Origin of the sequence: Leptotrichia sp. HMT-225 (assembly GCF_030644325.1) — a bacterium.
Taxonomy (GTDB): Bacteria; Fusobacteriota; Fusobacteriia; order Fusobacteriales; family Leptotrichiaceae; genus Leptotrichia; species Leptotrichia massiliensis.
Genome location: NZ_CP130323.1, coordinates 1,473,560 through 1,490,095, shown reverse-complemented (window position 1 = coordinate 1,490,095; position 16,536 = coordinate 1,473,560). Strand labels below are relative to the sequence as shown.

The 16,536-nt window shown below is 30.0% G+C and carries 16 protein-coding genes and 1 riboswitch; of the genes, 4 read left to right on the top strand and 12 right to left on the bottom strand.

What is annotated here, in order from left to right; all coding sequences use genetic code 11:
- Positions 1–13: 13 nt before the first annotated feature.
- The 4 genes from QU666_RS07260 (at position 14) to metK (ending at position 5,930) form a co-directional block, all read left to right on the top strand.
- Positions 14–1,381 carry an MATE family efflux transporter gene (locus QU666_RS07260; protein WP_021769655.1) on the top strand — a complete coding sequence of 456 codons (1,368 nt, stop codon included), beginning with the start codon at positions 14–16 and terminating at the stop codon, positions 1,379–1,381.
- A gap of 108 nt (positions 1,382–1,489) precedes the next feature.
- Complete coding sequence (locus tag QU666_RS07255; protein ID WP_021769654.1) at positions 1,490–3,139, top strand: phospholipase D family protein; 1,650 nt, start codon at positions 1,490–1,492, stop codon at positions 3,137–3,139.
- An 81-nt stretch (positions 3,140–3,220) separates the two neighbouring features.
- Positions 3,221–4,426, top strand: coding sequence for a lipopolysaccharide assembly protein LapB (locus tag QU666_RS07250; RefSeq protein ID WP_021769653.1), 1,206 nt, complete (start codon positions 3,221–3,223; stop codon positions 4,424–4,426).
- A gap of 113 nt (positions 4,427–4,539) precedes the next feature.
- Positions 4,540–4,637, top strand: a riboswitch (SAM riboswitch).
- A 138-nt stretch (positions 4,638–4,775) separates the two neighbouring features.
- Positions 4,776–5,930: a methionine adenosyltransferase gene (gene metK / locus QU666_RS07245; protein WP_036071340.1), complete on the top strand. Its 1,155-nt coding sequence runs from the start codon at positions 4,776–4,778 to the stop codon at positions 5,928–5,930.
- Between the two features lie 40 nt (positions 5,931–5,970).
- Here the strand turns inward: metK and QU666_RS07240 are convergent, their stop codons facing one another.
- From QU666_RS07240 to QU666_RS07185, 12 genes are all read right to left on the bottom strand, one after another.
- The gene (locus tag QU666_RS07240) at positions 5,971–6,585 is read right to left on the bottom strand and encodes a DJ-1/PfpI family protein (RefSeq protein WP_036071338.1); all 615 of its coding nucleotides are present in this window, start codon (positions 6,583–6,585) and stop codon (positions 5,971–5,973) included.
- 133 nt (positions 6,586–6,718) lie between these two features.
- Complete coding sequence (locus QU666_RS07235; protein ID WP_021769650.1) at positions 6,719–7,231, bottom strand: ClbS/DfsB family four-helix bundle protein; 513 nt, start codon at positions 7,229–7,231, stop codon at positions 6,719–6,721.
- A gap of 10 nt (positions 7,232–7,241) precedes the next feature.
- Positions 7,242–7,874: a GyrI-like domain-containing protein gene (locus QU666_RS07230; RefSeq protein WP_021769649.1), complete on the bottom strand. Its 633-nt coding sequence runs from the start codon at positions 7,872–7,874 to the stop codon at positions 7,242–7,244.
- A gap of 19 nt (positions 7,875–7,893) precedes the next feature.
- Positions 7,894–8,367: a GyrI-like domain-containing protein gene (locus tag QU666_RS07225; RefSeq protein WP_021769648.1), complete on the bottom strand. Its 474-nt coding sequence runs from the start codon at positions 8,365–8,367 to the stop codon at positions 7,894–7,896.
- Positions 8,368–8,388: 21 nt separating this feature from the next.
- Positions 8,389–8,790, bottom strand: a complete 402-nt coding sequence (locus tag QU666_RS07220; protein WP_021769647.1) for a VOC family protein — start codon at positions 8,788–8,790, stop codon at positions 8,389–8,391.
- A 144-nt stretch (positions 8,791–8,934) separates the two neighbouring features.
- The gene (locus QU666_RS07215; protein ID WP_021770313.1) at positions 8,935–9,828 is read right to left on the bottom strand and encodes a YafY family protein; all 894 of its coding nucleotides are present in this window, start codon (positions 9,826–9,828) and stop codon (positions 8,935–8,937) included.
- Between the two features lie 87 nt (positions 9,829–9,915).
- Entirely contained in the window at positions 9,916–10,980 is a 1,065-nt protein-coding gene (locus tag QU666_RS07210; RefSeq protein ID WP_021770312.1) for a UbiA family prenyltransferase, read from the bottom strand.
- A gap of 29 nt (positions 10,981–11,009) precedes the next feature.
- A complete protein-coding gene (locus QU666_RS07205) occupies positions 11,010–11,378 on the bottom strand; it encodes a hypothetical protein (protein ID WP_021770311.1) in 369 nt (122 codons plus the stop codon).
- 26 nt (positions 11,379–11,404) lie between these two features.
- Positions 11,405–12,931 carry an AMP-binding protein gene (locus QU666_RS07200; protein ID WP_021770310.1) on the bottom strand — a complete coding sequence of 509 codons (1,527 nt, stop codon included), beginning with the start codon at positions 12,929–12,931 and terminating at the stop codon, positions 11,405–11,407.
- Between the two features lie 17 nt (positions 12,932–12,948).
- Positions 12,949–13,974, bottom strand: coding sequence for a GNAT family N-acetyltransferase (locus QU666_RS07195; protein ID WP_021770309.1), 1,026 nt, complete (start codon positions 13,972–13,974; stop codon positions 12,949–12,951).
- Between the two features lie 26 nt (positions 13,975–14,000).
- Positions 14,001–15,332: a diacylglycerol/polyprenol kinase family protein gene (locus QU666_RS07190; RefSeq protein WP_021770308.1), complete on the bottom strand. Its 1,332-nt coding sequence runs from the start codon at positions 15,330–15,332 to the stop codon at positions 14,001–14,003.
- Positions 15,319–16,488, bottom strand: a complete 1,170-nt coding sequence (locus QU666_RS07185; protein ID WP_021770307.1) for a DUF3419 family protein — start codon at positions 16,486–16,488, stop codon at positions 15,319–15,321. Before QU666_RS07185 ends, QU666_RS07190 begins: the two co-directional genes overlap by 14 nt.
- Between the last annotated feature and the right edge of the window lie 48 nt (positions 16,489–16,536).

The following is a 16,536-nucleotide window of genomic DNA, read 5'->3' as shown; positions in this document are numbered from 1 at the left end:
AGAAAGGAAATAAATGAAAGAAAAAGCATTAAATAGAAAATTGGTTTATAAAAAGGTTATTAATATTGGATTACCTGTGGCAATTGAAAATATGATTTACGCACTTATGAACTTTGTTGATATGTTTATGGTGGGGAAAGAGATTGTGGCACTTGGGCTGGGGACAGTTGCTGTTGCAGGATTGGGGTTTGCAAATCAGATGTTTATGATTTTTATGACTTCACTTTTTGGGATGAATAGTGGCGGTGGAATTTTGGCGGCTCAGTATTTTGGGAACAAGGATTACAAAAATCTGAAAAAATGTCTTGGGATAACGATAATTGTTGGATTTTTATTTTCGCTGCTATTTCTTTTCGCAGGATTGTTTACCCCAAAACTTGTAATTTCAGTATTCACAAATGATAAAAAAGTTATAGAAATAGGGGCTTCGTATTTACAAATTGTAGCGTGGACTTATCCACTTGTGGGAGTTGGTTTTGCCTTTAATATGCAGCTTCGTGCAATAGGGAAAACCAAATATTCATTTTACTCAAGTGTAATAGGGCTTTTGATAAATGTAGCCATAAACTATATGTTGATTTTTGGACATTTTGGATTTCCTGCGATGGGAGTACGTGGTGCTGCAGTTGCAACAGTTATTGCGAGAATTATAAGTACTTTTTATATAATTTATATAATTTACAAGTTAAAATTGCCAATTGCAGGGAAAATGAACGAATTATTTGATTTGTCGATGGAATTTTTTGTAAAAGTTATGAAAATATCGCTTCCTGTTTTTATTCACGAAATATTGTGGGTACTTGGTGCAAGTATGTATGTAATGATTTTTGGAAGAATGGGAACAAATTTTGCGGCTGCAGTTCAGGTTGTAAAATCAATTAGCAGTCTTGTATTGACATTGTTGTTTGGACTTTCGAGTGCAACTTCGGCTATAATTGGTAACGAGATTGGTGCTGGAAGGGAAGAAAATGCTTACGACTATTCGATAATTTTATTAAAGGTGGCTGTTATTTCAGGAATTATTATTGGAGCAATTGTCTTTATTTTCAGTCCATTTATCCTGCAGCATGTAAATGAAAAAAGTTATCCGTTAGCAAAAGAGGTTGTAAAGGCAGAGGTATTTGTAATTTTTGTAAAAGCAATAAGTTTACAGCTGTTAGTTGGAATTTTACGTTCAGGAGGGGATACGCTCTGGACAATGTTTGTGGACTTGATTCCGCTTTGGTTTGTTGCTATCCCAATAACATATTTCTTTGGATTACATTTAGGATTTCCAGTTGTAATTGTGTATTTACTTTCATGCAGTGATGAAGTTATAAAAATATTTCCGTGTGTATGGAGATTAAAGAGCAAGAAGTGGATAAATAATCTAGTAAATTAGAGATTTTATAAAAATGAAATATTTAAAAAGGAAAGTAGTTAAAAATAAAAGAATATGGTTAAGTTGTGAATAAAAAAGAAATTTAAGACAGTGAGGGAGAATAAATTAATGAATTCAAGAAGAAAAAAGTATTTACTAATTGGTATTTTAACAGCCTTTACAATTTCATGTTCTACAATAAAAACTCCTCCACTTGGAGTAAATTATGAAGGTCCATTGCGAGATAGTGATAATGTTGAGTTTCATTATGATTTGACTTATCTAGATAAGGATGGGAATATTAGGTATGACAGGAAGATTTGGGAGGCGACTTATAAGGTTGTGGATGAGGCTAAGGATTATCTGATTGTAGAGATGTTTTTGTTTAATGATATTTATAATAAGGATAAGGAGCATTTTCCAGAGTTTGCTAAGGAATATACGAGAAGGCTTATTAAAAAGAAGATGGAAAATCCTGATTTGAAGGTATATGTACTTTCAGATGAGAATAATAATTTGTATGGGGCTTTTGAGCATCCGTTTATTACGGATATGAAAAATGCTGGGATTGATGTTATAATGGTGGATATTTTTAAGTTGAAAGACACGTTTCCTTGGTACTCGCCAATATGGAGAACATTGATTGCACCTCATGGGAATCCGCAGGGGAAAGGATGGATTGGGAACTTTTACGGGCCTATGTGGCCTAAATTGACTTTGAGGAATTTGTTGAGGGCATTGAATGTAAAGGCGGATCACAGAAAAATATTTTTAAATGAGGAAAATGTTGTAGTTTCAAGTGCTAATATTCACGATCCTAGCTATTTTCATGAAAACGTAGCAATATCGGCTAATGGAGAAATTACAAAGGATGTTTTGCACGGATTACAGCTTGTGGCTGAATTTTCAGATGGGAAAATCGATGTAACTGAGAAGCAGGAGAATAAAATAAATAACAGACAAATTGGAAATTTAACAGATAGTCAGATAAGTGAGACAAATAATTTTTCTGAAAGTGAAACTGAAAAGCAAGTTAAAGAAATTGAAAATAAGAAAAAAGAATTTGTGGAAGAGGAAACAAGAAGATTTGAACAAACTAGAGAACTTCCTGAAAAAAGTCAAAATTCTGAAAATGAAAATCAGAAAAATGGAGATACAATTACCAGATTTGATGATGAAAATAATAAATATCAATTGCAGTTTGTGACAGAGGCAAAAATTGGGGAACATTTGGACAAAGATATTGATGGTGCGAGAGCTGGAGATGAAATACTTATGGGAATGTATTTTCTTGCTGACAAGGGAGTCGTTGACAGGCTTATAAAGGCTGCAAACCGTGGAGTGAAAGTTCGGATTATTTTTGACAGGAGCAGGGATGCCTTTGGAATGAGTACAAATGGGCTACCTAACAAACCTGTTTCTAAGAAATTGAAGAAAAAAACTAAAAATAAAATAGAAGTGAAATGGTATTTTACGAATAATGAGCAATATCACACAAAGATAACACTAATCAAAAAAACAGATGGCAATGTTATAATACACACAGGTTCGGCTAATTTAATCAAAAAAAATATACGTGGTTATATAATGGATGCTAATTTTAGAATTTTGACAAATAAAAATTCCAAGTTAACAAAGGATATTTATACATATTTTGATAGATTATGGGAAAATAAGGATGGCTTATTTACTATAAACTTTGATGATGAGCCAACTACTAAGGCGAGCACAGATTTTATGTATAAGATATTGGATGCAACACAATTAGGATCCTTTTAGATATAAAAATTGGTCAAAAAATTTTATTAAATTAAAAAATTATAAAATAAAAAGAATTTGAAAGAGAGGAATGAGCAGCAAATGAAGAGAAAAATAATGTTGGCAATGGTAATTTTAGCTATTGGGATGATGTCGGTTTCTTGTTTTAAAAAGAAAAAGGATAAGAAGAAAGATAATCAGCAGACACAACAGCAGCAACAAAACAAGGATATCAATACGGATATATTTAATCTTGGAGGACAGGCACAAGGAAATCCTGACATAAAAAACTTAACTCCTGAGGAGCAGCAACATTTAATCAACAATCAAATTGATCCAGTAAAAGTTTCAGAAGCATTGACAAAAGCTCAAAACGGAGATAAAGAATCAATTATGTCACTTGCACAGCTTTATTACAATTTAAAAGATACAGATAAAGTGAAACAAATTTTACAATATGGTGTAGACAAAAACTATCCTGAAGCAATTTATAATTTAGCTGTCCTTTATAAAGAAGAAGGAAATACTGCAGAAGCAAACAAATTAATTGCGAGACTTCCTAAAGGGTCTGGAACAAATGCTGGCGGACATCAAATGCGTCAAATAAAAATGCGTCCTGGTGCAGAAGCATATAATAGAGGTGTTGACTTAATAAAAGCAAAAAGATATAAAGAGGCAAAGGCAGAGTTTGAAAAAGCGTATAATGCAGGAATAAAAGAGGCAGATATACGTGTAGCACTTTTAAATAAAGAACTTAAAAATGATTCAGAAGCAGTAAAATGGTTCCAAAAGGCTGCAAATCGTGGTGTAAAGGAAGCTAATTATGAAATTGGAGCAATTTTGTATGATGGTGGAAAACAAACTGAATCACGTCCATACCTGTTAAAAGCATATAATGCTGGAAATAAAGGGCTTGCTATGCCAATTGCAATGTCGTATCATCAACAAAATAATATGACAGAAGCTTTGAAATGGTATAAAATAGCTGCTAAAAATGGAGATAAAAATGCTGCGGCTACTATTGAAAGAATCGAAAAGGGCGGAGTAGTTGAAGAAAAGAAAAATGATAAACAGCCAAAAACATTCCTAGGAAACGGGAACTCGTCTCAAAGCTTGACAGAAAGCACTCTTAATGACGTAAAAAGTAAAAGTAAAGCAGAAGAAGCTTCAAAAGTTGAAATTAAAGCTGAAAAACCAAGTACAACTAAACAGCAACAACCTGCACAAACAGTGAAATCTGATGAAAAATCTTCAGATGTAAATATTGATGAAATTATGAAGAAAAAAGCAGCAGAATACAATAAATAAAAATATAGGAAATAAAAATTTTTAAATATTGACATTTGTAAAAAAATATTATATACTTGTTTTATAATAAAGTTATTTGAAAATCAAACTTAAAGTTATAATACAATTTAATAAACTTATCAAGAGAGATACTAGGGAACGGCCCGTTTGAGTATCCAGCAACCTGTAATTACAAGGTGCTAAGTCCGGCATATGAATGCGAAGATAAGAATTTTTTCTCTTCCTTTCTAGGAAGAGTTTTTTTTTAAAAAATCAAAAATATTTTATGCATTGAAATTGAAATTATAAGTTTTAAAATTGATTATTGTAAGTTATGTTTGTAGAAATAAAAAAATTAGGAGGAAAGAAAATGGCAAAAAAAATTTATTTTACATCGGAATTTGTATCACCAGGACATCCAGATAAAATTTGTGATCAAATTTCAGATTCAATATTAGATGCTTGTCTTGCAGATGATGAAAGTTCAAGAGTAGCGTGTGAAACTTTTGCAACTACTGGACTTGTAGTTGTTGGGGGAGAAATTACTACTAAGACTTATGTGGATGTGCAGAAGATTGTCAGAGATAAAATTTATGAAATTGGATACCGTCCGGGAATGGGGTTTGATTCTGATTGCGGTGTGTTAAATACTATTCATTCTCAGTCACCTGACATTTCGATGGGAGTCGATACAGGTGGAGCTGGAGATCAGGGGATTATGTTTGGAGGAGCAGTTAATGAAACTGAAGAATTAATGCCTTTGGCACTTGTGTTATCACGTGGTATTATACAAAAATTAACTGAAATTACAAGAAATGGAACACTAGCCTGGGCAAGACCAGACGCAAAATCTCAAGTTACATTGGCGTATGATGAAAACGGAAAATTATTGAATGTTGACACAGTTGTACTTTCTGTACAGCATAACGAAGATGTTACAAACGAACAAATTGAAAAGGATTTGAAAGAGCTTGTGATAAAACCTGTGTTGGAAAAATATAACTTGAATATTGAAAATGTGAGAAAATTTCATATTAATCCAACTGGAAGATTTGTAATAGGAGGGCCTCACGGAGATTCTGGACTTACTGGAAGAAAAATTATAATTGATACTTATGGTGGATACTTTAGACATGGTGGAGGAGCCTTTTCTGGAAAAGATCCATCGAAAGTTGACAGATCGGCAGCTTATGCGGCAAGATGGATTGCCAAAAATATTGTTGCGGCAGGTTTTGCTACAAAATGTGAAGTTCAGTTATCTTATGCGATAGGTGTCGTTGAACCTGTGTCAATTCGTGTAGAGACATTTGGAACTGGAACAGTTGAAGAAACAAGAATTGAAGAGGCTGTTGCAAAATTATTTGACTTAACACCAAATGGAATTCAAAAATCATTAAACTTGAGAAAACCATCATTTAGATACCAAGATTTAGCGGCATTTGGACATATTGGAAGAACTGATATTGATTTACCTTGGGAAAAGCTAGATAAAGTTGAAGGATTGAAAGAAGAATTGGGAAAATAATTCAAAAATAGGGAGTGAATAAGTCACTCCCTTTAACTTTTTATTCATCGGAATATTTTTCAAAAGCCTTTTCAAATCCAATTGTATACATATCAAAAAAGAAATTTATATTTTTTTCAGGAATATTGCCTAACGCTTTCATCACATCTTTTGCAAAATGAACAGGACTGTCACCTCTTGCAGTTACCATCTTTCCATCAATTACTGATTCTGCTTTCACAAAATTTTCAGAATTTGTATAATTTTCATTATCCTTTATTTCAGCAAGATTGTTTACAGTATGTTTGCAATCATTTAGGAGTCCATTAGTTGCAAGGAAATAAGCAGCATCACAAATTGCCCCAACAACTTTATTTGGATTATTTTTAAATTTTTTAACAAGTTCAATAAGTGTGTAGTTTGTTTCAAAACTCTGGTTTCTCCAAGTTTTTCCTCCAATTAAAATCAATCCGTCAGTATTGTCTTCTGTGATTTCTTCTAAGGTCATGTCAGGCAGCATTTTTAAATTACCCATTGATATTTTAATATCCTTATCAGTTGAAGCATAACTGACTGAATAATTTTGAGTTATATTTTCTTCATTTAATGCTGAAGCTAGAAATGCAGTTTCCCAGTCTGCAAATTCATCTAAAATTAAAAAAACTATATTTTTCATTATCATTTTGTCCTTTCTTAGTTGTAATCAATTTTCTATTTTAAAACCAAATAAAATTATTTCGTTTTTAATAGTTTAATTTTAAAAAGTTTTAAAAGAATTGAAAATATTATAAATTATAATACAAAGAAAGTCAAATTTTTAATTTTTTCCATTTTCTTATTTTTGTTCTGAAAGTTTTAAAAGGAGCGACTGTATTTATATGAATCCATTTCCAGATTGGCCAGTTGCTTGGTGTGGAAGAAGCCCATTGTCGTTGATTTTGGTCAAATAACTCCTTTTCTGTGTAAATTTCAATTAAATCAGTTATTTTTTTTACGGTTATATTAAATTCTGCAATTAATTTTTTTATTGAATAATTTTCATACTTTTTATAAAATGATTTATAAAGCCTACCTAAATTATTCCATTTGTAATTTTCTGAAGGAGTAATAACTGTTTCGTCATTTTTATTTTTCTCTTCCCATAAAAGTATTAAATTCATCCATCCCAGCTGGTAAGCAATCATTTGAGCAGGACTTCTATCCACTTCTTTTACAAAAGTATCTTTATTTTCATCAGTAATTTCTGAAAATTCATTAATAAATAATACCGCTCTTTTATTTATTTCATCTATCAATTCTTTTTTACTTGAATATCCTTGCATAATTTTCTCCCTATTTTTTAACAGGCTGTCTTATCACTGTCTTCATCTTATTCACATCTGCCTTTCTTGGATCGCTCAAATAAATTTCATGATGATATCTTTTTTCTGTTAATTCTATATTATATCCATTATTTTGTGCAAATTCATTCATTCTTTGGATAGTTTCAGTTTCATCATTGTAGCTTCCTGTATGCATACATTGTACACAAAGTCCTTCGTTATAGCTGAAAAATTCAACTTTTGAAAAATCTTTTTTCTTTTTTTCAGTAGCATACTTTATAGCCCATTCCACATCTTCCTTTTTAATAAAATCAGGGATTCTAATTAAAGAAATCCAGTTAAATAATTTCTTGTTTAGCAGATAATTTTCATGCTTTACATTTTCCTGCCACCAAAGTCCTTCTAGTGGCGGAACAACATATTCAAAAAATCCTTCAATTTTGTATTCTGTTTTATAGCTCATCTTAAGAGTGTAGGCAACTCCATATAGCATTTCAACTGCTTTCTGATACTCGCCATCTTTTTCGTTGGGATTTCCTTTTCCTCGCACTGCTATAAAATTCATTTTAGGGATTTCTATAATTTCAGGTTTTTCTGACGGTCTATAAAATTTTTTAAATTCCTTCTTAAAATCAAATGCCATAACTATAATCTCCTAGTTATTATTTTATGCTGATATAAATGTGAATTTCTGTATTTTCATAATCATTACCTGCTATATATTCTTCAAAATCATATGTATAGCTTCTATTATCCGAAAAATCGTCAGCCAATTCTTCCCAAAATTTATTCCAAAACTCTCCAACTGCCTTTTCAGGATTTCCGATAACTATAAATTTTGCATATTTTCCCTCTGGAATTTGTATTTTTATCATATTTTCAGGGATTCTCTCTACTGTATCCTTTACTTCACAACCTGTAAGGCAGTCATACTCAAATCCATTTTCGTTACTGTAGTTATAGTAAACACCTATAGCATTATCATTTATTCTGTTTTCTATATTTTTAGCACCTTTTTCAGAATACAGTTTTTTCCATAAATTTGAAATTTTTTCATACATTGTTTCATCATTTTTCACTCTTGTTTTAAATCCAAAAAGAGTTTTTTCTTTAATTTCTACTATTTCATATTTCATAATTATACCACCTTTATCAATTTATTTGTATTGTTTTAAAAATTCTTCAGTTGGTTCTATAATCTGTATAACATCTATCAGAAGATTATCAGGACCTTCAAAAATAAAATGCCTCTGTCCCCATTCCTCATTTTGTATTTCTAGCAATATGTTCATATTTTTATCTTCTGAAATCCTTTCATATATTTTATCAACATCTTCAACTTCAAAATTTAATATAATTCCTTTGGATTGTTGCCTGAATCCTTCTGGAATTGTTTCATGATTTTTATCTATAATTGCTATCTCAAAGTTATTCTCATGTTTCAAACTGATATACCAATCGCTGACAAATGTTTCTTTAAAATTAAAATACTTTTTTATAAAATTTCCTGTCACCTCTATGTTATTACTTAAAATTACAGGATAAAAACTATTTAACATAAAAGTTCCTCCTCTTTAAAATTTTCTATAGATATTATAATACAAAAAATATGACATCAGTATGTCATATTTATAATAATATTATTTATTTTTTATCATTATTTTTAATCCTATAAAAAATGAAAATCAAAATAATCAAATCTTTTAAAAATAATTTTTCTTCATTTTTACGATTTTTTCAAACAAAATTTTCTTTATTCTCTCTGGCTCTTCTATCTTCAAATGTTCTCCAAAAGATAGAAGATAGCCGTAAACCCATTCATTTTCGGGATATTCCATTATAATTTCAAAATTGCCATTTTCCATTTTGTTTATACTCTCTTCAGAAAATTCATCATAGACACGGTATGCTTGTGATTTATCTATTTCAACTATGATTTTTATAGTTTCTACCGTACTTTTCTTGTTATCTATTTCAAAGTCTTTGCTTGTTTTTTCAAAATATTCGTTTGTTAAAGTCAGATTTTTAATTCTTGTTATTTTAAATTGACGAATATCATTTTTTTTGTGGCAATAGGCAAATAAGTACCATGCTTTTTCTTTAAACCATAAATTTAAAGGGTCTGCTGTTCTTTCATAATGTTCGCCTTTTGTATTAAAATAGTTAAATTTTATGGTTTGTTTGGTTAATATTGCCTCTTTAATTTTTTCAAATAAAGTGCTATCATCGCAATTATATCTTGAAAAGTCTATTTTTATCCAGTTGTCTGACTTTTTGTCAAAAATAGTGCTTAATTTTGAAAGAGTTTTATTGTTATTAGGATAATTAGTAGCGTTTAAGCTTTGAAGTGCATAAAGTATTTCATTTTGCTCGTTTTGTGAAAGTAGCGATTTATTTATTACATAGTTATCCATTAGCTTTATTCCGCCAGATTTTCCCCTTTGAAAATATACTGGAATACCAGCAGAAGAGAGAATGTCAATATCTCTATAGATTGTTCTGACTGATACTTCAAAATGTTCGGCAAGTTCTTTTGCAGTAATAGTCTTTTTTTCAAGTAATAAATAAACAATTTCAAATAATCTGCTGATTTTCATAATATTTTTACTCCTCTTTATATTACTTAGTTTTTATAAATTAAACAGAAATTTTTTATTTTGATAAAAATATTTTTGGTGTTTGAATTATTTTATCAAACTAAAGAAAAAATGAGGAAGAAGCCCCAAGCTCACACTTGAAAAAATAATCCATAGTCCCGACACAGTTTCTACAATCTTTCCTGACAGATTCTTTTTCAAAAATTTTATCATAAAATATATCGAAACTATCAATATTACAAGCAATGTTAATCCGCTGAATAAAAAATATTTTTCATAAGTATGGGCAAGCCCAAGAATAACAAAAAAATATTCAATAACAAAAAGTAGGCTTAAAACAACCACAGCCTTTTTTCTTCCCCAAAGTTTGCTATATGTTTGCACTCCATGTTCCTCTTCATCAGCTCTTCTCGTTTTTCTTCCTATTTCCAGTACGATTCCATTTAAATAATTTAATGCAAAAAGAGGAATTAATGCAAAATCAATATTATGTCTATACCGTTGTAATATAAAAACGTCAAAAATATTTTTTGGTACAATGTATTGTGTAGCTTCTACAATAAAAAGAGTAATGAATACCATTATTACAACGTGGGAGAGAGCATAAATCAAAATTCTTTTTGTAAGCCATTTTTTTATAAAAAATTCTTTTGCCATTAAGAACATATAAATCCATACAAATATCATAAAATAAATAATTTCAGGATCTATAACGTGTGCAAGCATTATTTGTATTATAACAGTTACAATTCCTGTTTTTCCTAATGTTTTTAAGGAAATTATACCTCTTTGAACAGGACGGTAAGACCGATATTTTAAATCTTCTTCATAATCCTTAAATTCATCTGTAATTCTCAGCTGAAAGAAAAACATGAATATTATGATAAATAAAGGAAGTAGTTTATACCAGATCATTGGTACTTTATCAATTTCTTTATCCCAGAGCAGTGACACTCTATTGACTTCTTTTGACAAAATTGGCGTTATAATTTTTGAATTATATAATAATCCTGTGTAAATATATCCTGACAAAGTAAAAATCAATACGAAAAAAGAGTTTTTTCCTAATGGAAACCGTTCATTTAAGTATATTTTGAAGTTTTTTATATTTTGGGTTATTGATTTTTTTGAATTTATATTACTTTCGTTCATTTTTATTTTCTCCTCTTACAATATTTATTTTACTGGCAATAAAACTCAATCATTGAAAGTAAATATCCAGTATTATCATCTACATTTGTTTCTTCAAGAAAATCTTTAATTTTGTATCTTAATATTAATTTTTTTTCATTATATCGTTCAGATTTTGTGTTATCTATTACCATTACAGGACTTCCTGCACTTGCGAAAGCATCAAGAAATCCTAATGCGAGGTCAAAAAACATTCCTTTTGCCTTAGCACGTGTATAAGTTTGATATTTCTTATCCAGATGTGATAAATCCGCTCCGTTTTCTTTTGCCGAACGATAAAACATTTTTAAAGTATCTCTATTGTATGATGAAAATAATTTTAATCCCTCCTGAATTAATTCTTTTGCTTCTGTTTTCATAAAATTTCCTTTCTGAATTTAAATTTTTAAATTTTTTTAACTATCTCTTCCAGCCTTTTATAATCGGTCTTACTGTTATGTCTTTTGTCCATAGGAATTTCAGTTTCAATTATTTTAAATATTCCAAATTTTTCTTTTAGTTCGTTAATTTCACTATCCTCAGATAAATTTCCTTTAAATTCAGGGTTTCTTTCAACAATTAGATACAGTTTATTATTTTTAGAAGTAAGAACTGATTTTTTCACGTTTTTGCAAAATGAAAAGCCAGTTTCTACAGTAAAAGGATAATAAATGTTTTCTTCAATCTGTATTCGCCCTTTAACTCTTCCTAGCAGTATAAGTTGACCTTTTTTGTTAATATATCCCATATCTCCTGTTCTGTGCCAGTTTTCATCAGAATTTTTTTCAATATTTAAGTAACCATCAACTACGTTTTCACCCCTTACAAGTATTTCGCCCTTGATTTCTGAAATTTTATTTTTTTCAGGCGTTTTTTCTAATTCTTCTATTTTAAGTTCTATTTCATTAACAATTTTTCCAGCGAGAAGTCCATCACCATTTTTCATATTTTCAATATCTTCTTCTGTTATGTCTTCAAAATTTAATACTGAAATGGGTTCAGCCTCTGACGCTCCATACAAGGCTATAATTTTAGCATTTGCAAAAACTTCTTTAATCTTTTTCATAAGGCTGTAAAAGACAGGTGCTCCACCTGTGTATACCTTTTGAACATTTTCAAGCATTATTTTTTCATCTTTGCAAAATTTCACGATGTTTTCAAATATTGCAGGAGGCAAGATGATGTTTTGTATATTATTTTCTGTTATTTGCTTAACAATGTTCCCAAAATCTGACTCGACAGGTTTTCGCCAGTTCAAGTCAGGAATAAAGGTAGTTGTTCCTGTTGCCATATGTGAAAGAAGAAATATCGGAAATGAAGAATAAACAGCTGTTTCTTTTTCAAATTTTAGATTTTTTTCAAGTACATTGTGCTGTCCAAGTAAAAATTCATGCGCTCTCATAATAATTTTTGGAAAGCCTGTACTCCCGCTTGTAAAACTGATAAGAGCAGGTGTATTTCCGTCAATTTTTTCGTTTTGAATTTTTTTCTGATTTTTATTTTTTTCATATATCGAAAGTTTTTCAGAATGTTCCATCATTTTAATATAATTAATTTTTTTGCCAATTTTTCTGATTCCCTTTAAAAAGAATCCTTTTAAAAGTGTTTTTCCGCTTCCAATTATTCCGTCAGGAGAAATCATTTCACAGCATTTATTTATATGCTCAATACCAGCATACGGATCAATAAACACAGCTTGCAGTCCCATTTTAAATATTGCAGTCAGAATAAGATAAAATTCTATGCCAATGGGGACAAAAACAACGATTTTATTTCCTTTTTCAAATCCTTTTTGTATCAAATAACTGCAAATTTCATCTGATTTTGTATCAATTTGAGTAAAAGTAATCTTATTTGCTGTCTTTAAATCAAATAATGCTGTATTGTCTGGATATTGTTTTCTCAAATCTTTAATTTTGTCAATTATTGTCATTCTACACCGCCTTTTATTTAAAGCTCCTTTATAAACAGGGCATATCTTCTTAACTCATCTCCTAAAAGTGAGCCGATATTTTTTGATATATTTTTTTCATGCATCAAGGCATAAATCACATTTTTATAGCCTGAATGTTCCGCTTCCTTCACAAGTTCATCTATCAGAATATACCCCATGCCTTTTCCATTGTATCTAGGAGAAATTGCAATCGTTTTAAGAATCATAGTTTCTACTTTTTCTTTGTATTGAAGTTCGGCATAATCAGGTATTCCAAATACGTAGCCAATTAATTCGTCTTTTAAATAAAGCATTTTAAAAAATTTTTTTACAATTTTATCTTCATAGCTCATATACATTTTCAAAAATATTTCTCTATCCAATTCAGAATAAAGAAAATTATTTTTAAATGCCTCAATTGTCAAGTCGTAAACTTTATTCAGCACAGTGATTAAATCTTCATTTTCTGCAGATTTTACTGTTATATCCTTATAGTAGTCAAATTTTTTCAACTTTTCAATTTTTTTAGATAAATGTCCCCTTTGAACAGGATTCATATTTTCCATTACTGTTGAAATATAATAGGCAAGAGGCTTAAAGCCAAGTTTTTCAAAGAGTTCCACATAATAGTCTTCATTCCAAGGTTCCATAAGAAATGGCGAACGATGTCCTTTGTCAGTAACATAACGATATGTATTCCAAGTAGTTCCATTTAAAGGGCCTATTATTGTTTCTATTCCTTCTTTTTTAAGACTTTCAAAAATTTCATTAAATATTTCTGTTTCATTTTTTCGATATTTTTCCAAAATATTTACATTGCCAATATATGATGTTGCCTTTCCATTGTAATTAGGACGATTGTGCCATAAATTAAGACTTCCAGCTTTTTCGTGTTCATTATAAAAAACAATAATTTCAGATGGATGTTCTATTTGTATTTTTGGAATTTCATTTTGTGAAATGTTATTTTCCGTAATATATTTTTCTAAATAGTTTTTATTTATTTGGTTATTTTCTGTTATTATGTATCGCTTGATTTTCATTTTTAAATTTTCTCCTTTTGACAATTTTATAGCATTCCAATTCCTAATAGCAGTATAGAACAGATAAAAACTATTCCAGAAGCTATAAATACTTTTGTTTCTCCGCTAAGCTCCTTTTCCTTTTCAATAATATAAAAAACCTTCATACTTGTTTCATAAATAAATATTCCGACAAATATAAAAACTACTATTCCAATTAGCATTTTAAAATCCCAAATTCTTGACAAGGCAAGATAATTTATTATAAAGAAAATTAGTGCTTTTCCAATACTTCCCATCAGAAAATTCATCCTAAATGTTTCCCGTTTTACATTTCCAGCGTTATCTCTTATTAAATTTATAATTCCAAAATGCAGCGAAAAAGTAAATATATAAATAAGATACATTTTATTTTTATCAAGTATAATGCTCATAGCAAGCCAGATTGCTGTTGAAAATGCTATTGTCAGAAGGCCCTTGAGAGAATCTTTTACTTGCCCTCTTACCTTGGGCGTGAAATGATAATAGCCAAGATACATTATTAGCGGTGGAATAAGCCATTTTATTCCTCCAATTATCATAACGATGTAAAGAAAAAATAAACTTGCAGTTTGTGCAACTCTTGTAAGCGTAGTCTTTTTTCTATTCAATATTATAATTATAAGAAGTATCATTATTACCCAAAATTTATACATCAGCTCCTGTGCTGTCAAATATAAATTTAATCTTAGAAATAGATACACAAAAAGCGGCACAAAAAGATTATCCAGACCATTCCATGAAATAACTTCAAGAATCATTGTAAGAATACTTAGCAGAAGAGAAACAAGCACAATGTTTATACTTCCGATATTACTGAAAAACAGAAAGAAGTTTATACATATGAAGTATGTTGTCAGAAAGAATGTTACCGAGCCTTCTATCGACTTTGTTCCAAATCCCGTATTAAATTTATACTTGCTGTAAAATTCCCCTATAAGAGCCGCAAAGGCATCAGAAAGCATAAGAATTATAAGCGGAAGGGCGTACATTACCTTATTATCACTTGAAACAAGCCATAATCCCAAAATACTCATAATAAAGTATATATCCCCTAAAGTCTTCCTGTTTTTTGTTTCCAGTACTTTTTTAAATCCTGTCACTTTATTTTTTACAATTCGTATAGAAACAAGTAGTATAAGAAATACTATCCCAAGTATTACAACCGAACTTTTTCTTTCAAAGATAAAAGGAAGTGTCAGCCCACCAATTCCTGAGCCTATATGCAGAATCTTCCTTATAAATTCCGAATTAAGTTTTTCACTTTTTTCAAGCTTGTTAAGCAGAAGGAAAAAGAGTATAAAAGCCGCCAGAACAAATATCATTTTAATTATTTCCATTTTTTATCACCTTTTCCACTACAAAATCCGTATAGAAAAATGTCATATCCTTTTCATGAAGCTTCCTATCCAGCTCCTTCATCCTTTCATATTTTTTTCCGTTTACATTTTTTTCTTTTCCAGTAACTGCTATTTCGCTATCCGTCTTTTTATAATCAAGTTTTTCTGAATTTCTTTCAACTATTAAGTTCCAATATGCCAGTAAGGCATTATTTTCAGCATTGTCGTAAATTTTTTCCATTAATTTACTGTAATTTTCAGCTGACATATATTCAAATATATCACTTAAATTAAATTTATTTATTTTAAAATCAATCTGATCCAGATATTCTTCGACTGAACTCTGTAAAATTTCTACCTTATGAAGATTTCTTCTGATTTTATCAAAATTTTCTTTTCTAAGAAAATAAGGAAGACAATCCTTACGGTAATTTCCTGTCAGAATATAGTTAATATAGGGATTCTCATATGGATTTAGCTCACAGAGGGCGTATCTGCTTCTTTCCTTCATTTCTTCAGAAATATTTTTTTCTGCATATCTGAAAAATTCCTTATCCCTTCCCAGTTTCCCAACTATGTATTTTGAAAAGAACAGCTTAAACATCAGTTTCCATCTGAAATTGTTCCAGTGGTTATCATAATATTCAATTCTTTCCTGCCTGGATTTTTTTTCAAGAAGTTTTTCTATCCTTTTTTTACTATGCACAAAAGGAAGTATCTTTTCCCTAAAAATTTTAAAAAACTTTTCAAATTTTCCGGCATGTATTATTCCCTTTTGAATCGCTTCCTTATTAAAATCCCAGTATTCCTTCACTTCTTTATCAAGATTTTCTTTTATCCTGTCATATATTTCAATTCTTTTATCAGATTTCATTACTCCCATGAACTCAAGCATTTCTTCATAGGACAGGCTGTTAAAAACTTCCTTTTTCAGTTTTGCAAGTGCTATCTGAGGAAAACTTATATCAAGTGCCACCACTTTTTTGGGATTTTCTGCAAGCATGGAAAACACATTATCTCCCGCAGACAGTATCCCAAAGCATATATCATTTTCCTGTATATTAAGACTTTCGAGCAAAACCTCTGTATCTTCCCAGCATTGAGAATACCTTATCAAAGAAAAATCAACCCTGTTTTCTTTTACTTCGCTTTTCATCTATAACTTCCTCCAAATTTATCTGTATAAAAATTTTAATCTGTTTTT